Source organism: Methylobacter svalbardensis (genome assembly GCF_037671525.1).
GTDB lineage: Bacteria > Pseudomonadota > Gammaproteobacteria > Methylococcales > Methylomonadaceae > Methylobacter_A > Methylobacter_A svalbardensis.
Map to the genome: position 1 here is coordinate 67,137 of NZ_JAWPOH010000009.1, position 21,595 is coordinate 88,731.

General features: G+C 45.7%; 20 protein-coding genes. 7 read left to right on the top strand and 13 right to left on the bottom strand.

The window, feature by feature from the left end; genetic code table 11:
- Positions 1-54 precede the first annotated feature (54 nt).
- Complete coding sequence (locus RW114_RS05725; RefSeq protein ID WP_340121764.1) at positions 55-888, bottom strand: AlbA family DNA-binding domain-containing protein; 834 nt, start codon at positions 886-888, stop codon at positions 55-57.
- Between the two features lie 375 nt (positions 889-1,263).
- The gene (ylqF, locus tag RW114_RS05730) at positions 1,264-2,184 is read right to left on the bottom strand and encodes a ribosome biogenesis GTPase YlqF (protein ID WP_340121765.1); all 921 of its coding nucleotides are present in this window, start codon (positions 2,182-2,184) and stop codon (positions 1,264-1,266) included.
- Positions 2,185-2,494: 310 nt separating this feature from the next.
- Here ylqF and yfbR point away from each other — a divergent pair, with 310 nt between their 5' ends.
- Together yfbR and RW114_RS05740 are read left to right on the top strand one after the other, a co-directional pair.
- Positions 2,495-3,094, top strand: a complete 600-nt coding sequence (gene yfbR / locus RW114_RS05735; RefSeq protein ID WP_340121766.1) for a 5'-deoxynucleotidase — start codon at positions 2,495-2,497, stop codon at positions 3,092-3,094.
- Positions 3,095-3,255: 161 nt separating this feature from the next.
- Complete coding sequence (locus RW114_RS05740) at positions 3,256-3,471, top strand: hypothetical protein (RefSeq protein ID WP_340121767.1); 216 nt, start codon at positions 3,256-3,258, stop codon at positions 3,469-3,471.
- On the opposite strand, the gene mepA is transcribed toward RW114_RS05740, so the two are convergent.
- From mepA to mtgA, 3 genes are all read right to left on the bottom strand, one after another.
- On the bottom strand, positions 3,434-4,318 hold the full coding sequence (mepA, locus tag RW114_RS05745; protein WP_340121768.1) for a penicillin-insensitive murein endopeptidase: 885 nt from the start codon (positions 4,316-4,318) through the stop codon (positions 3,434-3,436). The genes RW114_RS05740 and mepA overlap by 38 nt on opposite strands.
- Positions 4,319-4,377: 59 nt before the next feature.
- On the bottom strand, positions 4,378-5,271 hold the full coding sequence (locus RW114_RS05750) for an MlaA family lipoprotein (RefSeq protein ID WP_340121769.1): 894 nt from the start codon (positions 5,269-5,271) through the stop codon (positions 4,378-4,380).
- A 99-nt stretch (positions 5,272-5,370) separates the two neighbouring features.
- Positions 5,371-6,090, bottom strand: a complete 720-nt coding sequence (gene mtgA, locus RW114_RS05755) for a monofunctional biosynthetic peptidoglycan transglycosylase (protein ID WP_422614790.1) — start codon at positions 6,088-6,090, stop codon at positions 5,371-5,373.
- Between the two features lie 190 nt (positions 6,091-6,280).
- On the opposite strand from mtgA, the gene RW114_RS05760 reads away from it, so the two are divergent.
- Positions 6,281-7,276, top strand: a complete 996-nt coding sequence (locus RW114_RS05760) for an alpha/beta hydrolase (RefSeq protein ID WP_340121770.1) — start codon at positions 6,281-6,283, stop codon at positions 7,274-7,276.
- Between the two features lie 115 nt (positions 7,277-7,391).
- Here the strand turns inward: RW114_RS05760 and RW114_RS05765 are convergent, their stop codons facing one another.
- Together RW114_RS05765 and RW114_RS05770 are read right to left on the bottom strand one after the other, a co-directional pair.
- The gene (locus tag RW114_RS05765) at positions 7,392-8,048 is read right to left on the bottom strand and encodes a potassium channel family protein (protein WP_340121771.1); all 657 of its coding nucleotides are present in this window, start codon (positions 8,046-8,048) and stop codon (positions 7,392-7,394) included.
- Positions 8,049-8,050: 2 nt separating this feature from the next.
- Entirely contained in the window at positions 8,051-9,517 is a 1,467-nt protein-coding gene (locus RW114_RS05770) for a TrkH family potassium uptake protein (protein ID WP_340121772.1), read from the bottom strand.
- A gap of 246 nt (positions 9,518-9,763) precedes the next feature.
- Between RW114_RS05770 and RW114_RS05775 the strand changes: the two genes are divergently transcribed.
- Positions 9,764-13,213, top strand: coding sequence for a mechanosensitive ion channel domain-containing protein (locus RW114_RS05775; protein ID WP_340121773.1), 3,450 nt, complete (start codon positions 9,764-9,766; stop codon positions 13,211-13,213).
- A 696-nt stretch (positions 13,214-13,909) separates the two neighbouring features.
- Here the strand turns inward: RW114_RS05775 and RW114_RS05780 are convergent.
- From RW114_RS05780 to RW114_RS05795, 4 genes are all read right to left on the bottom strand, one after another.
- Positions 13,910-14,119: a cold-shock protein gene (locus RW114_RS05780; protein ID WP_006893693.1), complete on the bottom strand. Its 210-nt coding sequence runs from the start codon at positions 14,117-14,119 to the stop codon at positions 13,910-13,912.
- Between the two features lie 261 nt (positions 14,120-14,380).
- Entirely contained in the window at positions 14,381-14,869 is a 489-nt protein-coding gene (locus RW114_RS05785; RefSeq protein ID WP_340121776.1) for a flavin reductase family protein, read from the bottom strand.
- A 166-nt stretch (positions 14,870-15,035) separates the two neighbouring features.
- Complete coding sequence (locus RW114_RS05790; RefSeq protein WP_340121778.1) at positions 15,036-15,959, bottom strand: OmpA/MotB family protein; 924 nt, start codon at positions 15,957-15,959, stop codon at positions 15,036-15,038.
- Positions 15,960-16,021: 62 nt separating this feature from the next.
- A complete protein-coding gene (locus RW114_RS05795) occupies positions 16,022-16,684 on the bottom strand; it encodes a motility protein A (RefSeq protein ID WP_340121780.1) in 663 nt (220 codons plus the stop codon).
- A gap of 336 nt (positions 16,685-17,020) precedes the next feature.
- Here RW114_RS05795 and RW114_RS05800 point away from each other — a divergent pair, with 336 nt between their 5' ends.
- Entirely contained in the window at positions 17,021-17,668 is a 648-nt protein-coding gene (locus RW114_RS05800) for a response regulator (protein WP_340121781.1), read from the top strand.
- Between the two features lie 59 nt (positions 17,669-17,727).
- Here RW114_RS05800 and RW114_RS05805 read toward each other — a convergent pair whose 3' ends face one another.
- On the bottom strand, positions 17,728-18,651 hold the full coding sequence (locus tag RW114_RS05805; RefSeq protein ID WP_340121782.1) for an NAD(P)-dependent methylenetetrahydromethanopterin dehydrogenase: 924 nt from the start codon (positions 18,649-18,651) through the stop codon (positions 17,728-17,730).
- Positions 18,652-18,694: 43 nt separating this feature from the next.
- Positions 18,695-19,603, bottom strand: coding sequence for an NADP-dependent methylenetetrahydromethanopterin/methylenetetrahydrofolate dehydrogenase (locus RW114_RS05810; RefSeq protein WP_340121783.1), 909 nt, complete (start codon positions 19,601-19,603; stop codon positions 18,695-18,697).
- Positions 19,604-19,754: 151 nt separating this feature from the next.
- Here RW114_RS05810 and RW114_RS05815 point away from each other — a divergent pair, with 151 nt between their 5' ends.
- Both RW114_RS05815 and RW114_RS05820 read left to right on the top strand, forming a co-directional pair.
- Positions 19,755-20,363, top strand: a complete 609-nt coding sequence (locus RW114_RS05815; RefSeq protein ID WP_340121784.1) for a 5-formyltetrahydrofolate cyclo-ligase — start codon at positions 19,755-19,757, stop codon at positions 20,361-20,363.
- A complete protein-coding gene (locus RW114_RS05820; protein WP_340121785.1) occupies positions 20,363-21,508 on the top strand; it encodes a type III PLP-dependent enzyme domain-containing protein in 1,146 nt (381 codons plus the stop codon). The genes RW114_RS05815 and RW114_RS05820 overlap by 1 nt, the downstream gene beginning before the upstream one ends.
- Positions 21,509-21,595: the final 87 nt, after the last annotated feature.

Consider the following 21,595-nt stretch of genomic DNA (forward strand, 5'->3'; position numbering starts at 1 on the left):
TATCCAACTATTTACAGTCACAAAGGTCATTTCTGGGTCTTTTCTTCTTGCGCATTATTTAATGCGCTTCCACCTGCCGTGAATATAATCTAACGCTTCCCGAATATTCAAATCACGAGTTCCCCCGCCGGTTCTAACAAAAAACTTTGGTGTATTACCTTGATCTAAAAATACGGGTCTGGGTGCAGGGGAAACAATAAGACGACAAACTTCCTTATTATCAATTACATGAAATAGTACGTGGACAAACTGACAGAGATCAGTGCCCAAATTATTTGAAATAGCCGCCATTAAATTTTGTTCAAAACCATCCTGATTCGGGTTTTTTAGGGTTTGATAATCCTTATCCAGACCGATAATCTGGCCATCGTCCGTTACACCAATCAGTAATGTTCCGCTTAGATGGCTATTCAAAAATCCGGCGAGTGTTTTTAGAACGACGCCTTCCAATGAGCGATTGATGCGTGATTCAATCATATCCCAACGCAACGAAGATTTAAATTCCAAATAAGAGCTCTCGCCTTTCTGAATAATCGACGGTAAATCTTTATCTAATTCGGTTTTTAAGTGATCGATATTGACTAGGCGTTTATGAATAAATTTATATAGCACCAGAGACAATAGCCCAAGCATCGCGCCAATTTCAGCATAGAACATAATCAACACGACATTTTCATGGGACAGCTTGCCCGTAAAAAGAAACGCGACTTGCTTTAAGACATACTCGATTGATGACAGCGGATCGGCTGTCTGTTCGCGTGCGTAGATGTAGTTGTAACTTGGAGCCAATACAAAAATGCCGATTATCGTGCCAGTCAGAGCGACGCCAAGGTAAACCTTTAATTGTTGACGCCAAATTGACAGCATCAGTAAGAAAAATCTTTTCATGATTTCGTTTAGTCCTCTCGTTTTTGTTCACAGCTATAATCAACTTGTTTAAGCAGCAAGCTAGAGCTTCTTGGCAAGGATATTGGTTTCAGGGTATGTTATTTATTTTTACCATGAAGAGCATGAAGGGCATGAAGAATTTACTGTATTGACTTCCTGCATTTTCTATAGAGATGATTTTATAAAACAAAATTTTTTTCGTCCTTGCTTTAATAACTTTACAGTAAAGTTGATTAAAAATCCTTATTCGACAAATCACCCAATTCTCTTTCCTTCATCATCTTCATGGCCTTCATGGTCATAAAAACAGTTATAAACTCTATAACAGACATTGTTACGCATCATTACTCCTCGGGCATCCCTTGGTGACATAAGTTAGCCTGCCCCCTTCCATTTTTGCTTTCGGGCTTTTTTCTTGGCTTCTTTCTGCTCGCGAATAATGACCAGCTCCGCCAGTTCTTTTTCCATCATGGCCGGGGTTTCCAGGCTGATTCTGCCGATGGTGCCGGCGCGGAATTCAGACAGCAGAATTTTGGACACTTTATCCATCTCGATATGTCCCCCTGAGCGTAAACAGCCGCGTTTTTTGCCGATGGCTTCCATCAGCTGTTGCTCGCTTTCCGGGATTTGCTCCAGCTGAAAGCGGGTTTGCAGCAAATCCGGGTAATGCTGTAACAGGTATTCGGCGGCGAAGAAGGCGACATGGTCATGAGTAATGGCGGTGTCTTTGATCGCGCCGGTGGTCGCCAGTCGGTAGCCGCTGTTTTTATTTTCGACGTTGGGCCACAGCATGCCTGGCGTGTCCCAAAGAATAATGCCGTTGCCGATGTCGATACGTTGCTGGCTCTTGGTGATGGCCGGCTCATTGCCGGTTTTGGCGATTATTCTTCCGGCCAGTATGTTGATCAGCGTGGATTTGCCGACATTAGGTATGCCCATGATCAGCGTGTGGATGAGTCTGCCGCTGCTCTGTTTGGTCGGCAGCATCTTGTGGCACAGTTCGGTCAGTTGGCGCATTTTTTCGGGCTGTTCGGTGGTCAACGCCAGGGTTTTTACGCCTTGTTCCTGCTCCAGATAGGTTTGCCATTGTTGCGTAATTTCAGGGTCGGCAAGGTCGCTTTTGCTGAGCACTTTGATGCAGGGCTTGTCGCCGCGCAGGTCGGTCAGCATGGGGTTTTGGCTGCTGAACGGAATGCGCGCATCCAGAATTTCGATGATCAGGTCAACCTGGGGCAGGATTTCTTTGACGGCTTTACTAGCCTTGTGCATATGGCCGGGGTACCACTGAATAAGCATGATGTTTATAGTCGGGTAAAATGATATATTTAAGCATCATAGACGTTCAATCAACAGCTATAAATATATAAAAGGTTCAATCGATGAAAGTAATTGGCATATTAGGGATGCGGGTTTTGCCGGTGGTTGTGCGCCGGATCAACAAAACCGGTTGTCGAGAAGGCGGTTGAGCTTCTGGACGGGAATTATCGGATCACTTATACCAATGGTTTAACAATGAAATCCTGGTTATGATTTCTTTCGGAATAATAACAATCATTATGTGCAGACGCCGATAGAAAACTCTTTTTTTGAACAAATAGATTGAAATATGAACCCAATAACAAGCAGTTTTTACGCCTATTTATCGCGACTAAGATGGATTAAACGTTGGGGACTAAAGCGCAATGCGCATGATGAAAATGTGATGGAGCATAGCTGGGAGGTGTCGGTTATTGCGCACACCTTGGCCTTGATTAAAAACCGCTATTATGATGGCAATGTCGATGCCAATGCGGTTGCTACGGCGGCTTTGTATCACGACATTACCGAAGTGATTACCGGCGATTTGCCGACGCCGATCAAATATCATTCCCCGGAAATCAGCGCGGCTTACAAGCGGATTGAGCATCAGGCTGAGCTGGAGTTGCTGGCGCTTTTGCCGGTTGAGTTACAGGCGGATTTTCAGGTGCTGATTCAGCACGACAGAATGCCGATAGAGCATGTGCAGATTATCAAAGCGGCGGATAAAATATCGGCTTATCTCAAATGCCAGGCTGAATTAAAATCCGGAAATTTGGAATTTGAAACCGCCGCCGCGCAATTGGCTTTAACTATTGGCGCATCAGAGCAAGCGGAAGTTGTTTTTTTCATGAAAGTGTTTGCACCCAGTTGCGGGTTGACGCTGGATGGCTTGATGAAAACTAATTGATTAAGGCTAAAGGCTAAAGAATCTAAGTCCTAACACCAGCCGACCTTAAACCTTGATTATCTAAATTTAGGCAAAAAAAATTAAACAGACTAATCAATCAAAAAAATTGGATTCTATAAAGCATGATTGGACACTTGGATAAAAGTACCTACGGAGAAGTTGTGAAACATCGATACAGCATTGAGCAGGCCAGAATATTATTGGATATTTTGAAGTACCATAACGCATCAACCATGCTGCCTTCGTTTCATCAGGTCAAGCGGGAAGCGCTTGACGAAGCGCTGAATAAGCTGCGGCTGGAGTTGTCCGAATTTATTGCAACGGATGACGGGCTTGGCTTTATCGTCCCGATTCGGGATGAGAAGGGCCTGATTTAGTTTGGCTATTGGCGTTTAAAACGACATCACAGAGTGGCGGAAGCGTGAGCGCTTCCGGTTTTTTAGCTGCTGGAGCCGGCTTTTTGGCTTCCTCTGAAAACCACCAGGCCAATGACGCATCGCAGCCATCGCTTTCAGGAGGCGATTCCTGTCCGCTGCAGTTCTTATTATTCAGTGGACATTTGAGGCGCACATGAAAATGATCGTCATGCCCCCACCACGGACGAATTTTTTTTAGCCAGTCATGGCTTGTCTTGCGCATGCATAATAGCCGTTTGATGCTGGGGTTGACGAAGATGCGCTCGACTTCGGGTCTGCGTGCCGCAGTCTCAAGAATTTTCTCGTGAGCCATCGACCATTGATTATCATTGATAGCATCCGATTCGGCGACAAGAACCGACGGAGCGCTCCAGGTTTCACGCTCATTAAATTCCAGGTTTCGGCTTGCGGCTTGTTGTGAAAGCAAATACCAGATATCGACATCGAGTCCGGTTTGATGGCTGCGATGTCCGCTTAGGGTCGGTCCGCCGCGCGGTTGTCCCAGGTCGCCAATCAACAAGATTCCCCAGTGCTGTGAATTCGTCGTCTGCGCGATATTCTCGATAAATCGTATCAAGTCGGGATGCCCATAAGATCGGCCTCGTGTGAGGCGCATCACTTGATAACCTGCGCCGTTTTGAGGTAACGAGACAGCGCCGCTCAAACAACCGGCCGTATAAGAACCGATACTCTGGGCGCTATCGCCGATTTGTGCCGCTTGTTTGATTGTTGCCCAGTCATTTGCAACAGGGGATGAGGAACATCCTGAAAAAACAGCCAACAACAAGACAAATACTGAAAATTTCATTTCAAAACTGCAGTGCTGTGGAGCATAAAGGGCGACCTGTTATCGTCACGTTGTCTGGCTTACTCCTTAACGGGCGCTGATAAGTCCAGAAAGTGCCTGGAATGATCGGTTACAGGGGCTAAACCGGTGTTATTGTTGCTAATTGCCGGTGCCGCGCTGGTTGTTTTTGCAATTCCTGTCGTTTCAGTATCCGCTTCATCTTCCAACTGGAGTTCGTCTTCTTCAGGAACATTACCGTCATGGACTAGATATTCACGACGCTGCTGGTAAGCATTTTTGATAAAGGAATAACGGTCGATAGAGGCTTCATCAACGATCTTCTCAGTCGGTATTAAATCGGCGCGGGTATCGGTGACGTCAACAGCTTTTGCTCCGCTATTAATTGCGCTGACAGCAGCTCCGCCACCGGCAAAGACAAAAGTATAGGTAAGCGGGTTTAATAAAGCATCGCCAACAGCCCCGACGACTTCTCTAGGTGAACTGGGTCCCATAAGCGGCACTACCAGATAATTACCTGACGAAACGCCCCAGAAACCTAAGGTTTGCCCGAAGTCTTCGTGATGTTTGGGCAGGTCAATCATGGTTGCTACATCAACAAAACCGGCAACGCCAGCGGTGGTGTTAATCAGGAATCGACCGGCATCCATACCGCCTTGTGCCATTTTAAGTTGCAGCAGGTCATTGACGGTTACGCCGATGTCGTTAAGATTACTGAAGAAATTGCTTACGCCATCATTCACGAATTTTGGTGTTATCGACAAATAGCCTTTTGCTACGGGTTTTAAAATGGCCTTATCCAGATCGTCATTAAATTCTTGCGTGCCGCGATTCCAGCCTTCCCAGGAGTCTGTTTCGTTGACCTTTGAGGTGGTCGCACAACCTCCAAGCAGACTTGATATAAGCAAACTATTCACTAATAAATGAGTGTTGAGGATAGATTTTTGCATACTCATGGTTTATCTCTATATACAGGGTGCTGAGGTGATAGGAAGCCTGTCTCGGACAGTTATTAAATTTTGCGCGGATTATATCAGACACAAGTCTTAAAAAACTCATTGATTTTGCATTTGCCGGAGTATCCAATATTGACGCTTAAGTAAGTATCTTGATGGTTGTTCTGCTCGCAGAAGTATAGGATTAGGCAAGGTTGCTGCCAATAATGCTGCCTGAGATCGACTGATTTGGCTTGCATGGACACCAAAATAGTGTTTGCTTGCGGCCTCTATGCCAAATAGATGGTCGCCGAATTCGGCGATATTTAAGTAAACTACCAAGATCCGATCCTTACTCCACAGCAACTCGATCAGCAGCGTAAACCAGACCTCCAGGCCCTTGCGAACAAAACTTTTTGACGGTGTTAAAAATAAATTCTTGGCGACTTGTTGAGAAATAGTGCTTGCCCCCCTGAGCTTACCGCCGTCAATATAATCATCAATAGAAGCATTTATGGAACGCAAATCAAAACCGGAGTGTTGGAAAAACCGCTGGTCTTCGGAGGCAATAACCGCCGAAGAGGCATGGGCCGAGATTTTCTTTGCGCCGACCCATGAGTATTTAATGGTCTTGAACGAGCCGTCGACCATTAAATCTTCAATATGCCGATACATCATAAACGCCGAAGTGGGTGCAGGCACCCAGCGTAACAATACACACAAGCCTACCGAGGTAGCCAGGAAAGTGAGCAGCAAATAAAGCATCGCTTTACGCAAGAGTCCCTTGATGGACAATGAGTGAAAGTTGCCGTTTTTGGGGTAGCGGGATCGTCTTGCCAAAGCGTAATGATGGTTAATGGTGGTGTTAACTGGTTAAGGTCCTGTGCTGCATTTGTGCATATGATAAGGCCTTAATCCAGGTTTGGATAGCGACAACGTTGATGTTTTGCCTGTTAGTGTTGTAGGCGAGGATTTATCGTCGCTACAACGGTTATAATAAAAAACTTCTCGCACAGATTTGACTCAACGCATGAAATTCAGATACACATTAATTGCATTGTTGACGCTAAGCGGCTGTATGCCGATGACTTATCCGCCCGGCGCAGAAAACAATATGGCGCAACTTGGCGCGAATATTTTTCTGACCGAAGACGGCGCAAGTTTACCGTTACGTCATTGGTTACCAAAAACCGAACCGCATGCGGTTATTATTGCGCTGCATGGGTTTAACGATTACAGCCGTTTTTTTGATTCGCCTGGCGAGTATTTCAGTCAACAAGGCATTGCCAGTTTCGCTTATGATCAACGCGGTTTCGGCATGGCGCCGCAACGCGGATTGTGGGCAGGGTGCAAGGCCTATACCAAGGATTTGCAGGTTTTGGTGCGGCTGGTCAAACAACGCTATCCGAAACGTCCGCTTTATCTGCTCGGAGAAAGCATGGGCGGCGCGATAGTTATCACGACTATGAGTCAGATGGATATGCCGGAAGTTGAGGGTATTATTCTTGCTGCTCCGGCGTTATGGGCCAGGTCAACCATGCCGTGGTATCAAACCGGTTTGCTTTGGACGCTGGCGCACAGCCTGCCTTGGCTGACTTTAACCGGAAAGGGTGTACATGTCGTGGCATCGGATAATATCGACATGCTCAGAGCCATGGGGCGTGATCCGTGGGTTATCAAAGCGACTCGCGTGGAAACGGTGTATGGCTTGACTGATCTGATGGATGAGGCTTTTAACAGCGCCGCGTCGCTACGCGGAAATACCCTGATGCTATACGGTGAGAAAGACGAAATCATCCCCAAGGAGCCGACTTATGCGTTCTTGCGGCAATTTCTTGCAGCGGATGCGGCCAATAAAACGGTGGCGATATACCCGCACGGCTACCACATGCTGTTACGCGATTTGCAAGCGCCCGCCACATGGAAGGACATAGCGGCATGGATTAACGCGAGCCCTGATAAACTTCCGTCGGGTGCGGATGATAGGGCGCAGCAATTGTTAAGTAGTCGGTTGACGGCGTTTTGATGCTGTTAGGCGGAGCGCGGACATGGCGCTTGCAGCCGACCTAGGAGTATGAAAATCGATTGTGGGAGCGTCGCTCCCACAAAATTTGTTAACGACTGTCACGGTAAGTATGTCTTTACATGGCTTTGCCATTGGACCATCTTTCATGTAATTGCTCATATTCGTCAGTCGTTGTCACCAGCACAACTTCATCGCCTTGTTTAAGTTTGGTATCCTCGTCGGTTGGCTGAAAAACGTTATCCCGATAAAGAAATATCACTCGGGAGTGTTTCGGTAAATCCAGGTCACCGATCGGTTCTTCGCAGGTTTCGTCGGCGATAAAGCTGAACAAGCGGACATTGCCTCGGATGATCGCCGACAGCTCCAGAATATTTCTTCCGGCAGCGATATTCGCTAAATAGCGGGCATTGTTAAGCGTAGGAATAATGGTATCGTTCAGTCCCAGTTCTATGCAGATGTGCTCGAACTCAACATCTTCGATCCGGGTGATGACCCGCTGAATCCCCAGCGAAAGCGCCACCAGGCTGGCGATAATATTGGCTTCATCGCTCTTGGTCAGACAAAACAGGATGTCGATAGAACCGGGGTCGGTCTCTCTTAGAATGGCCGGTTTACTGCCATTGCCATGCATGAACACGCAATCGATTCCTTCTATCAGTTCATCGATTACCGCCTTGTCTTTTTCAATAATGATGACTTCATGGTCTCCTTGTAGCAGCAATTCTGCGGTCGCTATCGCCAGCGAAGATGCGCCAATAAATACAATTTTCAAGATTAACTCCCCACCTTGATCCAGGTGCGCGGATAAAGAAATATCAAAAAAGCCAAAAATTCGACCCGTCCCAGTAGCATGTCGACAATCAACACGATTTTCAGTCCAGGTTCCAGTTCGGTTCGGGTAATTCCGGTCGACAAACCGGTGGTCGAACAAGCCGAAACAACCTCAAACAGGGCATTCAGCGGCTCGTAACCGGCCATCAGGAAGGGCAGCCAGGAGCATAGTACGGTGCCTATGAAGATTAAGATCAGCATTAAAGCCTTTTCTATTTCATGGAATTCCAGTTTGCCGTTGTTCAAATGCCGTTCCAGGACGGCATGAGCGGGCAGTGCTGTGCGCTGAATAAAAAACTGTAACAATCGGAGTACAATCAGTAAACGCAGGATTTTTATACCGCCCGCAGTCGATCCTATAGACCCGCCGACCAGCATCGAAAAAATAAGGCTCAGTTTGGAGGCATTATCCAAAGCGCCCACATCGACATTGGAAAACCCTGTCGTGGTTTGAGCAGACAGTCCCAGAATTACGGCGTGTTTAAGCTTCAACAAGGCATTTCCGCCGCTTTCTCCGGAACAAAAAAACAGCAAGCCGATCACCAATATCGATAGCCACAACAAGGCCCGAATCTCCAGATTGAATGACAATTCCTGGATACCGTTCTGGACAAACCGGTAATAGAACGGCAAGGAAACGGCTCCCAGTACGCTGCATAACACGATCATAAGCTGGATAGACCATTGATCAATAGCCGCAAGACTTGAATCATAAATGGAAAATCCGCCGGTCGATATGCCGCTCAATACGTGCGTCACCGCGCTTAATGGTGCGGCGCCGGCCATTAATAACAGGCTGATGGCAAACACGGTCAGTGCGCAATAGATAGTGAGCAATTTAACCGAATGCGCACGCGCATTGCCTAAAATATCCCGACTATCGCCGATGTCGCCCATCGCCAGACGCCGGGCGGCAAGTCCCTTATCCTGAAATAGCAAACCGATTGAAAAAATAACGATGCCCAAGCCGCCGTACCATTGCATCCAGGAACGGGCGAATAGAAACCCCGCTGAATGCCGCTGTATTTGACTCAGCGTACTCAAGCCGGTTGTGGTCACTGCCGAGACCGCTTCAAAAAAAGCATCGATGTTGCTCAAGCCTTCACCGATAAAAGGAATACAGCCGGATGCAGCAGACAGGAAAAAAGACAGTGCGAAAATGACTAGCACTTCATTATCCTTGATGTCTTCAGGCGCCTGAATCCGGGACAACGGCAGACAGATGGCGCTGAGCACCACTAAAGTACTTAGCTGGTTAATCATAAACGCCCGGTCGCCGTTCAGCCAAGAGACTGAAACAGGAACTAATCTCAAGACAATGACGGCAAGACCGATGCGAGCAAGATAACGGGTTAAGACCCGATAGCGCACCGGCTGGGCCAAGGCATGGGAAACATTAGAAAAACTCATGTCAAGCTTGCTCCCGAATAAATGAGGGTCTTAATTTAGCACTATTTGGGTATTCACCGAAATCAGTAAGGCAGCAGACTCGCCGATAGGAGGCTGTTAAAGAGTTCATTTTTAGCATAAATCTAAGAAATAACCACGAAGAACAGTGGCGTTAAATAAAGAGGTTGTTTTTGCCTGCTTGGGAACCGGCAAAAACAGTTTACAATGTTTAAGTGTATTCATTACCAGTTAAACTCTGTATTACCTATGAAAGTCATTAATTTTCCTTCCGCCCAATCAAAGATTTATCCCTTGCTGTTTTTATTGCTTGTTATCGCCATGGGCTCAACCGTGGCGTGGGCTAAAACCACTGCGTCGGATGTCGGGCAAAAAAGCGCAACGATTGAAATCAATAAAGACACGCTAAAGGCCAAAATCGATGTGATCAATTCCCGGGAAGGCGTTGATAAGGCTACAAAATCCAAGTTGTTGTTTATTTATCAGACGGCCGAAGATAATTTGGCCAATATCGAAAAGTTTAAAGCGCAAGCCGCTGAGTTTAAGTTGGCTATCAAACAAGCGCCCGAGCAAACTAAAAAGCTGCAAAAAGAAATCGAGCATGTTTTGCTAAAAGTATCCAAGCAAAAACCGGAAGATTTTAGTCAGATACCGGTTGAGGAACTTGAGCAGCGGCTTATTATTGAGAAAGGGAAAATCAGTAATCTGGACGAGCAGTTAAAGAAATTTGAAAATGAGCTTGCGGTGCAAAATAGCCGCCCGCAGTTGATCCGTGAAGAAATACTGGCCGCACAGCAAAGTTTGGCCGCAGCACAGAAAAAGCTGGGAATTCCTGCCAACAAAGCCGATGCAAAATTGGAGGCTGAAGCCAGACAGGTGGAGCTAAAAACCTTGATTGATGCGCGCACTGCTGAGTTAAAAATGCTTGATGTTGAAGCTATCAGTAATCCGGTCAGGGTCGAATTACTTAAAACCCAATCTCAATTACTGGATATGCAAAAGACGGCGCTAAATCCGGTTGTTGCTGCAATCGAAAGTCTTACTTTCGATCTGCGTCAGCAAGAGGCGAAACAGATACAGGACGCACTCAGTCAAGCAGAAAAAGAGGTTTCCGACAAGCATGTTCTTATCCAGGAAAGTACCCGAGATAATATTCAATACAGCCGTGATTTACAGGATATTACCGCCAAAATTGAACAATACAGCGAACAAAAAGCCAAGGTTGAGGCCCAAGCCAGTGAAATTGAAACCGACTTTAAAAGCGCCGAAAAGAAAATCAGTCTGGCTGGCTTAAGTCCGGCGCTAGGCAAAATCCTGCGCGAGCAGCGGCGCAATTTACCGGTTCAGGATGAATTTGAACAGCAGTCCCAGACCATTCAAAACGAAACTGCCTTGACCAGTCTGGCGCAGTTTAAAGTCGAAGATAAACTGAAACGGCTGATGGATATTGACGCAGATCTGAAGGACATGATGAGCCTACAAGTCGATCAAGCTTTGCCTGTCGAGCAACGTATGATGATACAGGCTGAATTACGGGTGTTGCTGAACAATCAGAAAGAGTTACTCAACAAGCTGTCCGTTGCCTACGGCACGTATTTGCGCGCGTTGGGCGATTTCGATTTTGCCCGGCAACAAATGATCACTCAGGCCGGTAAGTTTGCGATTTATCTGGACGAGCGCTTGTTGTGGGTGCCAAGTTCTGAGCCAATTAGCCTGGGATATATAACCGATTTGTATCATTCGGCGCAATGGCTGTTGTCGCCGTTTAACTGGATGGTGGTGATTAAAGATTCGGTTAAGCTGACTTTTCAGCATCTATTTTTGATCTTTGTTGCGGTCATATTTTTTGTCGCTTTGCTGTTGTCTAAGAATTGGGCGAAGTTAAAATTAGCGGCTATATCCGGCAAGGTCGAGAAAATTTATACCGATAATTTTTATTACACCTTAAAGGCCTTGCTTTACAATTTAATACTGGTATTGCCGCTGCCGCTACTTTTTAACTATATAGGCTGGTTTTTAAGTAGAGATGTTCAGGTTGACGATTTTACTAAATCCGTCGGTGACGGATTGCAGGGCGCGGCATTGACGATGTTTTTTCTGCAATTTTTCTATCGCCTGTTTGCAGTCGATGGTATTGCGCGCAAACATTTTCAATGGCAAGAAACATCAGTGAGCCTGTTGCGCATGCAGATTGGCTGGATCCGTTTTATTGCCGTGCCGGGGATGTTTATTATCAGCAGCACCAGTGCCTCAAAATTTTCGGTGCACAGCGACAGTATCGGCCGCCTGGCGCTGATCATTATCATGATTGCAATGGCAATGTTTGCAGGCCGGGTGTTAAAACCTTCGACCGGATTATTGCAAAATTATATCAATAATAATCCTGAAGGGTGGATAGCTAAGCTGCGCTATGCGTGGTATTTTGCAGTCATCAGCATACCGTTGGTTATTATCGGTTTTGCGGTCGCCGGCTATTATTTAAGCGCATTGGAGTTGCAACAAAAACTCATTATTACCCTACGGCTGATTTTTCTGGCCATTATCATCCATGCGATGGTGATTCGCTGGTTAACGCTGATTAACAGGCAATTGGCCATTGCTAATGCCAGACAGAAACGCAAGACGGCGGCGATTACCGAAAAGCATCTGGCTGGATCGGAAGACCCGGTGTTGCCGGTTGACGAACAACAAATCGATATTCCTAAAATAAATGCCCAAACCATAAAGCTGTTGAATGTTTTTATCGGATTTACGCTGGTGATCGGTTTTTGGATAATCTGGAAAAACATCCTGCCGGCCTTTTCATTTTTGGAGCAAGTTGTGCTCTGGCAGCATCTGGTTAATGTCGATAATCAGGAGAGTTATCAGCCGATAACCCTGATTAATCTATTGCTGGCCGGTTTATATGTTTTTATTATCGTGGTCTCGATACGAAACTTTTCCGGCGTGATGGAATTATTGGTATTCAGGCGCTTGTCGATAGAGACAGGCGGTCGTTATGCGGTTAATCAGCTGGCTAAATATGTGTTGTTTTCCATAGGTTTTATCAGTGTGGCAAACGAGCTGGGCTTCAGCTGGTCGCAGGTGCAGTGGCTGGTTGCTGCGCTCAGTGTCGGCTTGGGTTTCGGCTTGCAGGAAATTTTCGCCAATATGGTGTCGGGTATTATCCTGCTGTTTGAGCGCCCGATACGGGTTGGCGATACCGTAACTATCGATAATGTCAGCGGTAAAGTCAGCCGGATTCAAATGCGGGCTACTACACTCATCGACTGGGATCAAAAAGAGCTGATTATTCCGAATAAAACCTTTATTACCAGTCAGTTGGTAAACTGGACCTTAAGCGATGCCACCACCCGCCTGGTGATTCCGGTCAGTATTGCCTACGGTTCCAATGTCGAGCTGGCGCATAAGGTCATGATCGATACGGTAAAAGCGATGCCGCTGGTACTTGCCGAACCAGAACCAAGTGTATTGTTCGTCGGTTTTGGCGATAGCTCGTTGGATTTTTCTATCCGTCTTTTTGTCAGTGAATTGGCAAATCGATTGCCGACTACGCATGACTTACACTTTCGCCTTGAAAAGGCCTTCCGTGAGCATAAAATAGTCATTCCATTTCCGCAACGGGACATTCATGTTCGTTCTGTCGTGCATGAAAACGGTGAGGTAAATCATGATGTGCAGCAAATTATCGGCGGATAGCCAAGATTAAATTCCCGGCATCCAATAGTTATTAACCGTCTCGGAAACCGGTATTCAAAAGCATCGCTTAGTTGAATCGGTGTTGTTCGCCAGACGTAAACGAGTTTATTGATGCGCATTCTGGTTGTTGAGAGCGAAAGAAAACGGCTGCCTATTTGCAAAAAAGCTTGAGCGAGCAAGGCCTTGTCGTCGATGTTGGCTTGTAAATGTGAAGATGGCCCTCTTTTTTCGCTTTTTTCGGCGTCCTATTTTCTCGACTAGGGCGCTTTTTGTCTGGATCTCGTCAACCTAAGGGAAGTGTGATAAAGCCTGACATACGGGATTGGTTACAAAATAACTATTTCTCTGTAATCCGGCCCATCAGAATCTATTGAGTGCAAAGAAAGCAAGTAGAAATGCTGTTGCTTAAAATAGGATGGTGATGCGCAATAATTAAACGCGATCTGGCTTAATTTGAATAGGTTGTCTATGCCCTAACAAATTAAAAGGGCGTACACAGCAAGTACATGCAGTTTGTGCATGATGCTGTAATTTAGGAGGGTTGCTCAAATAAAACGAATTTCTCGTCCGAAGCGTTTTTTAAAACTCATCAATATTTAGTCTTGGCTTGCTATGTTTACAAAAGCCATAAGTGGGTGACTAAATATGAGCTTGGCCCAAAAGTCGATAGACCTTTGGGCCAAGTATATGAGTTTGTTACGCTGGGGTTACATTCTCGGCTTGTGGACCTTTTTGACCTTGAGTTACTTCCATAGTAACTTTTTGGCCTTCTCTCAAGGTCTTGCGGCCTGCGCCGTTAATTGCACTGTGGTGAACAAAAACATCTTTGCCACCTTCCTGCTCAATAAATCCAAAACCTTTTTCATCATTGAACCACTTAACGGTACCTACAACTTGCTCTGACATATCACACTCTTGCTTAAAAAATCGCCAATTTTTGTTGGCTTACAAATCCCAGCTTCATAAATAAAGCTGGCTCAAACTCTAACCGGAACAAATAATAGCACTAAAGATATGAGCAGGGCAAAATATTTTAACTAGACTCAAAGATAATTCTATTAGGGCCGTAATGCCGGTTTTAAAAAAGCCTCAAAGAGGAGCGGTTTTTTGCGAAATATACCTTGCCGCATAGCGTTTTAAGGGGTATTTGTTTGTCTTTGATTCGGGTTATGGTTGGGGCATAAGTTGCTGGTAATTACCTCGATAATACAAAAGGGGTTCTCCCTCGCGGCACACACAGTCTTGTACTTCGCCGATTATAATCCAGTGAGTGCCCGCGCGAACTTCTTCTATGACTTTGCATTCCAGGGACATGAGACTGTTATCCAGAATGGGTGCGCCGGTAGTGCCCGCTGTCCATGGGGTATTTTCAAACCGTTGCTGTTGGTTGCTGCCTCCGGCAAATTGATTGGAAACGTCTTGTTGGGTTGAACTTAAAATGTTGACAGCAAAATGCTGGCTTTGTTTAATTCCCGCGCCGGTATCGGCAGATTCATTTAGGCAAACCAATATTTGAGGTGGATTAATTGAAACGCTTGAAAAGGCGGTTACTGTCATGCCCTGAATGCCGAACTTTTCAGAATGTGTCGTAACAACGGTGACGCCACTGGTCCATAGTTGCATAGCTTTTTTAAAATCATCAACACCAACAGTCATTAATTCCCCCGGTTATTTGTTATAAAGATGCCGCCTTCTTTTTGGTTTGAAAGAGATAAGGCGCAGGCGTTTTTTAAGATTGTACGACTTTATGATACAGCACCGGCGCAGACATGTTAAATAATCGGGGGATTGGTTGTTCGATTTTTTAAGGAAGTCCTTGGGTTTATTGTTCTGAAAATTTGATTAAAATATTGACGCGTCGGTTTTTCTCTCTGCCTTCCGGTGTTGCATTGTCGGTGACGGGCATGGTGTCTGCATAAGTAATGGCTCGCAAGCGGCTGCTGTCTAATTGTTGTGAGACCAAGAAGTGCAAAACACTGGTGGCTCTGGAAGAACCCAGTTCCCAGTTTGAAGGGAACTGGGCGGTTTTAATGGGGATGTTGTCTGTGTGTCCTTCAATTAGGATCAGGCCAACCGCTTGTTTTAATAAGGGGGTAAGGCGCTTTATTAAGGCTTTTCCCGGAACTGTTAGATCTGCTTCTGAAGATTTAAACAACACTTTGTCTTGAATCTCAAGCTGTGCATAACCATGGGTAACTTTTATGTTGACGGTTTTATTAAGGCCAAATTCATCAATTGCTTTTGTTAACTGCTGCTGCAATTTGTTTTCGTCTGTTGGCTTGACGGTTGCCTGTTGGGTGTTAATCGGTTGGGGAATGGGCTTTGTTGTGATGTTATCGGCGCTTTTAATTTCCGGCGTATTGACAGGAGCGGGAGCAATGCTGTTGTTTTCTTTGGCTTCGGTTTTTATCTCGACGTTATTTTCGATGGGTACGATGGCTTGAACGGGTTTGTTTTCCGCAACAATGGGGGGAGGGCAGGTTACGATAGCCGGTACAACAACTGGAGGGCATATTACCGTTGGTACTGTTCTAGGCTTAATCGCTCGCGGTTTATTGGCGGCTGCTTGTTGCTGTTCGGTGTTTAAGTCGCTTAATGTAATCAGCGTGATGACTAGCATGACGATCAGCACGAATACATCTAAATAGCTTAATAACCAGTTTTGTGAGTTGTGTGTGTCCGGTTGGTTAAGCAGATCCTCTAGGGACAGTGAGGACTGTAATTTCGACAATGGATATTTACTCATTTTTCAGGACTTAGTCGGTTTGTGAGATTCAAGGCTGGGATTTATAGCCCCGGCGAACGGCTTCAGTCTTTTAATTCATCGTCATAGTGCTTGATGAATGACTTGAGCGTTTCTCGGACAAACGAGGGGCTGCGACGAGCTGCTATCAGCGTAATGCCTTCCATGATCATGCTCATAATCATAATGCGCTGTTCAGTGCGCCGTTCGAGTTTTATGGCAATAGGATTGAAGATAAGGTTGGCCATGATGAGGCCGTAAAAGGTGGTAATCAGCGCAATGCCCATGTTGTAGCTTATGCCTGCTATATCTTTAAGTTCAATGATTTGCAGCATATTTATCATGCCTACCAGGGTGCCCAGCATGCCAAACGCGGGAGAATAAGCGGCTAGACTGTAAAATATATTAGCTTCGGCTTTTTCTTTGGCTCTCAGTCGGGCAATACGCCATTTAAGTAACGACAAGATGTCTTCTACCGGGGTGTTGTCTACGATAAGCTGGAAGCCGGTTTTTAAATAGGGGTTGTTGATGCTGTCGATGATGTTTTCAATGGCAAGTTTATCTTTGTTAAACCACATTTGAGCAACGGCGGCAATTTCGTTAGCTTCCCTTTGGGGATTTAGGTCTTCATAAAAGAAAATAAGTTTTGCTGATTTCAATCCATGTCTAATGTCTCTTAAAGGATAGCTTAAAAAGATAGCAGCAGTCGTGCCGCCTATGACAATCACAAGTCCGGTTAAGTTAATAAAAGAAAGCGGATCATTGGCAGCAATTATAATAATAAACAGGATTAGAATAATGCTTAAAAAAATACCCGCGGCTGTTGAAGGGTTAACTTTTTTCGGAAATGTTTTTATTGATAATTTGTCGAATTTCATTTTGTAATAATATCAAGACATATTGGTTATGTAGATGTTGATGGCTTAAAACATTGTAAAAGCATATTACATCAATTTAGGTAAATCTACTTATGTATAAATATGGGCATATAATGTACTATCGATGCTTTTTGAATGCATATGGCTAGCTGTTTTATAGTTAGTTGAAAAAGGGATGAAAAAGTTATGATTAGTGTTTTACTCGTCGATGATCATGAACTTGTTCGAGCCGGGATTGAAGCATTATTGAATAAGGTTGAAGATATTGCTGTTATCGGTGTGGCTAAATCGGGTGAGGAAGCTATTGATGCAGTCGTTGATTTGTCGCCCGATGTGGTATTGATGGATGTTAACATGCCGGGGATAGGTGGTGTAGAAGCCTGCCGTAGAATCCTGCAACTGGATCCTGAAGTAAAGATCATTGCGGTATCTGTTCATAATGACGGCCCTATTCCCGATCAACTATTCAAGCTGGGTGTTTTAAGTTTTATTTCTAAGGGTTCGCCAATGGATGAAATGGTTCATGCCATTCGGAAAGTAGTTGAAGGTAAGCGTTACCTGTGTTCTGAAGTTGCCAATAACCTCGCTTTTCAGGGCTTGCCTGGAAGTAATGTATCGCCGTTCTCAATACTTTCTCCGCGAGAAGCGGAAGTGGTGACTTTGATTTTCCAGGGACAAACGATTCAGGAAATGTCGGCAATACTGCAATTGAGTGACAAGACGGTAAATACTTATCGCTATCGTCTTTACGGTAAGTTGCGCGTAAAAAATGATGTTGAATTGATTCACATGGCGATTAAATTCAATTGTATCGATGGCGCTTTGATTTGGTGATTCAGGTTTCCACGTTAACTTGCAGAGACCTGAGTTGTGAGTAAAACCTGGTTGTTATTCTAGTTTACGTGAGTATTAAATTGCATTTCTCTGGCTTTGTTAAATGCATATCTGAAGTCTATAAATAAAGGCTGTTCGGCTTCCAGCATCGCTTTTAATAATTCATGCTGCAGTTGAAACTTAACATTCCCAATAGCTAAGGCACCAATACCTACTGCGCCTGGCGCATCGATTGCGTGGATGAGTGGTGCGCCGGAATCATTGTTGTTGATGCCCTCTATTCCGGAAGGTGGGACGGCATTAACATCGGCAGCCACTTTCAGTTGGGTCGCCTCTTTAAGAACACTGGCATTTAAAACCTGAATGCCCGCTTTAGCGGTACAAAAGATAATGTCAGCATCCTTTACCAATTGGATTTTATCGGCTTCGGATTTGGCCAGGACTCCTGTAAGCGTGCAGTTAAAGCGGCGGTTGTAGGCTTTAGCAACATCAACGGCCGTATCGATTGACAAATGGTCGGTTAATGTCACATCGGCACCGGCTAATGAGGCAATAATACCCGTAGCAATACCTACCGGACCTGTTCCGCCAAAAATCACCACTGAGCATTCTTTCAGTTCTTTGTTGTGCTTTGCTTTGAGTTCTTTTTCCGCGCAAGTCACTAAGGCCGCAGCGGTGGTGAAAGAGCCGCTGGGGTCGGCAAAAACCGAGACTTCAAAAGGCGAAACCATCGCTTGTTTGCTGGTGTTTAGCATGTCCATAGCCAAGCCTAAATCGCGGCCGCCGATAAAAATTCCGGTGCGTTTAACACCCGATGGACTGCGGGAGAAAACGGCATCTTGAGTCAGTCCATGCACGCTATCGAGCTTGACATTGTTATACGGCATAAGGACATCAAACCCCGCATCCAGAGCCATGTTAATGTCGAATGGGCTATTGTTCGGCATGGGGTCAAACATATGAAGAATGCTACGCTTCGCCATTAGAGTTCCTTGTTATTATGCAGGTTAATCCGAAAGTGTAAACTCAAGAACTTGATTTAATATAGTCTCTTGCGGTTTCAAAAGCATGTTCAAAATGCAGGTAAACAGGCTTATCGGTACTGATCATTTTTTTCAGCATCATGATTTGAGTCTGATATTTAATATTGCCTATTGCCATAGCGCCCAAGCCGACTGCACCACTGTTTGAACCCTCGATGGGGGTGCCATTATGGAAAGCATCAACGCCTGCGATACCTGATGGTGGTACTGCATTAACATCGGCAGCAACTTTGAGTTGTGGGGCTGAAGCGATAAGTTCTGCGCTCAATAATTCAATGCCTGCGGCACCGGTTGCAAAGACCACATCAGCGGTTTTCATGTATTCGGCTTTATCGGCGTCTGCGCCGGCTTCAATGGTGATTTTACCTTCGCCGAATTCATTGTTGCACATATCGGCAATGGCTTGAGCTTTGTCCAGTTGACGACCGATGAGTTTCACCTGCGCTCCGCATTGAGCGGCAATCACTGCGACCACCTGGCCTACAGGGCCGGTTCCGCCCAGAACGAGAATATTTTTTCCTTCCAGAGTGGTGTCGAATTTAAGTCTTAATTCGCGTTCGACTGCCGCAACCATGCCGGCGGCGGTGGTAAATGCGCCGCTGGGGTCAGCGAAGACGGAAACTTGAAAAGGAGGGAACATTGAACGTTTCGCCGTCTTTAACATATCCATCGCTTGTTTGGTATCACGCCCGCCAATGAATATCCCGGTGCGTTTCAAGTTCTTGGGACTGCGAGAGAAAATGGCATCCTGCACTAAGCCTTGAACTTCGCTGGGTTCAACATTGATGTAGGGTGATGCGGAAACCCAGCCTGCATCCAATGCCATATTGACATCAAACGGGCTAAGATTTTTAGCGGTGGTTAGCATATGTAAAATAAATGGCTTTTCCATGATCTCTCCTTTATGTTTTTATCCGGCAAGTATAAAAGAAAAAGCCGCAGAATAAAAATGCGCTTGCCTATTTGAGTTTTGAACCGGTGTTGAATCTGTGTATTATCGGGGTAATTTTATGTTTTCCAGGGTACAACATTATGGGGTGCAGATGAATGATCTGAAAAAACGGCAACGCAGCAAAGCTAACGATGCGCGCAATCAGCAAATCGATAAAGAGGCGCTTAGCCGGATTATTTGCGACCGATTTATAGCGCATCCTGTTTATCGGCAGGCCAAAACTGTGATGTGGTATAGCCACTGCCGCTCAGAAGCCAGGACTCAAGCGGCATTATTGTGTGAACTGACAACCGCTAAGCGCATAGTCGTCCCTTACTGCACTAAAGATCAGCAGGGGCATAATAAGTTGGGTTTATGGTGGCTGGAAGATGTTGCCGAACTGGTGCCGGGCATGTGGGGAATTTTAGAGCCACCTCAGCAACGATGGGGCGAGGCGGGGAAAGCAATCGCCGCTAAACAGCTCGATTGCGTATTGGTGCCGGGCGTGGCTTTTGATCGAAATGGCGGGCGCTTGGGTAATGGCGGAGGTTATTACGATCGCTTATTGAAGCGTGTCAGAGCCGATACGGTATTAATCGGGGTTTGTTTTGAGTCCCAGCTAGTTGAGCAAGTCGTTATGGAGGCTCATGATGTGGCCATGGATATTGTCATAACGGAAAAAGCAGTTTATGCCGGTAAAGGACGGCAGTTTTTAAGCTGATGGATTTTCAAGTATTGAAAGACAGTATTTATTCCACGCCGGCTTTTGTTGTCGATGAAATAGAAGTGACCCGGGCGTTGGCGGTTTTAACCGAGCTGAAAAATCAGTGCGGCTGCAATGTCTTATATTCGATTAAAGCCTTGCCTTTTTCCGCAGTCATGGAGATGGCGAAGCCCTGTGTTGATGGCTTCTCGGTCAGTTCCTTATTCGAAGCGCGGCTGGCCGATGAGGTTTTATCCGGGCAGGGCAGTATTCATTTGACCACGCCCGGCATAAGACCGGAGGAGCTGGATGAACTCAGCTTGCTGTGCTCCCACATCAGCTTTAATTCGCTGCCGCAATATCGGCGGTATTCTGAAACGGCCGGGGCTCAGACCTCAATCGGCTTACGGGTTAATCCAAAGTTGTCTTTTCTGCATGATCAGCGCTTCGATCCTTGTCGGCAGCATTCAAAGCTGGGTGTGGCTATTGATGAATTGAGCCGGTCGATTTGTCTTGATCAAATTCAGGGTCTGCATATCCATAACGTTTTTTCAGCAACCGATTTCAGCCCGTTAATTAAAACGATCGACAAGCTTCAGCAGCATTTGGGGATAGGATTGGCCGATCTTGAATGGTTGAATATCGGCGGCGGCTATTTGTTTGATCGGATTGAAGATCATCGCCCATTTGTCGAGTTGGTCAATAAGCTGAAACATGATTATGCCATTGAGGTTTATATTGAGCCGGGCAAAGCGGTCGTAGGCCAAACAGGGCATTTAGTGGCAACGGTGCTTGATAGCTTTGTCAGTGACGGTGTAAGCATCGTGATACTGGACACCTCGGTCAATCATAATCCCGAAGTATTCGAATATCAGCGTCAGCCTGAATTGCATGAACATGACCCTGATGGGCAATATACTGCCATTTTAGCGGGCTGTACCTGTTTGGCCGGTGATATATTCGGACAATATCGATTTAAAGAACCGTTGGAAATAGGGGATAAAGTGGTTTTTAAACAGGTTGGAGCTTACACCTTGATTAAGGCGAACCGTTTTAATGGCTACAACCTGCCGGATATTTACCTGAGCAACTCTCTACGGGTAAAAAAAATGAAACATTACGATTATCAGGATTATCGTCGGCAATGGCTGGCTGATGGATAAAGACAAAAGACAAAAGACAAAAGGCAAAAGGCTAAGGGCTAAGGGCTAAGGGTGGCTAATTTGGAGGTTGGTTTTTTCGCCTTGCGC

Bases quoted from the DNA above. Each gene is read 5' to 3' on its own strand.
- ylqF (WP_340121765.1), bottom strand. From the start codon at position 2,184: ATGCTTATTCAGTGGTACCCCGGCCATATGCACAAGGCTAGTAAAGCC.
- RW114_RS05820 (WP_340121785.1), top strand. From the start codon at position 20,363: ATGGATTTTCAAGTATTGAAAGACAGTATTTATTCCACGCCGGCTTTT.
- RW114_RS05780 (WP_006893693.1), bottom strand. From the start codon at position 14,119: ATGTCAGAGCAAGTTGTAGGTACCGTTAAGTGGTTCAATGATGAAAAA.
- RW114_RS05815 (WP_340121784.1), top strand. From the start codon at position 19,755: ATGAATGATCTGAAAAAACGGCAACGCAGCAAAGCTAACGATGCGCGC.
- yfbR (WP_340121766.1), top strand. From the start codon at position 2,495: ATGAACCCAATAACAAGCAGTTTTTACGCCTATTTATCGCGACTAAGA.
- RW114_RS05775 (WP_340121773.1), top strand. From the start codon at position 9,764: ATGAAAGTCATTAATTTTCCTTCCGCCCAATCAAAGATTTATCCCTTG.
- RW114_RS05790 (WP_340121778.1), bottom strand. From the start codon at position 15,959: ATGAGTAAATATCCATTGTCGAAATTACAGTCCTCACTGTCCCTAGAG.
- mepA (WP_340121768.1), bottom strand. From the start codon at position 4,318: ATGAAATTTTCAGTATTTGTCTTGTTGTTGGCTGTTTTTTCAGGATGT.
- RW114_RS05805 (WP_340121782.1), bottom strand. From the start codon at position 18,651: ATGGCGAAGCGTAGCATTCTTCATATGTTTGACCCCATGCCGAACAAT.
- RW114_RS05810 (WP_340121783.1), bottom strand. From the start codon at position 19,603: ATGGAAAAGCCATTTATTTTACATATGCTAACCACCGCTAAAAATCTT.
- RW114_RS05750 (WP_340121769.1), bottom strand. From the start codon at position 5,271: ATGAGTATGCAAAAATCTATCCTCAACACTCATTTATTAGTGAATAGT.
- RW114_RS05760 (WP_340121770.1), top strand. From the start codon at position 6,281: ATGAAATTCAGATACACATTAATTGCATTGTTGACGCTAAGCGGCTGT.
- RW114_RS05800 (WP_340121781.1), top strand. From the start codon at position 17,021: ATGATTAGTGTTTTACTCGTCGATGATCATGAACTTGTTCGAGCCGGG.
- RW114_RS05770 (WP_340121772.1), bottom strand. From the start codon at position 9,517: ATGAGTTTTTCTAATGTTTCCCATGCCTTGGCCCAGCCGGTGCGCTAT.
- RW114_RS05725 (WP_340121764.1), bottom strand. From the start codon at position 888: ATGAAAAGATTTTTCTTACTGATGCTGTCAATTTGGCGTCAACAATTA.
- RW114_RS05785 (WP_340121776.1), bottom strand. From the start codon at position 14,869: ATGACTGTTGGTGTTGATGATTTTAAAAAAGCTATGCAACTATGGACC.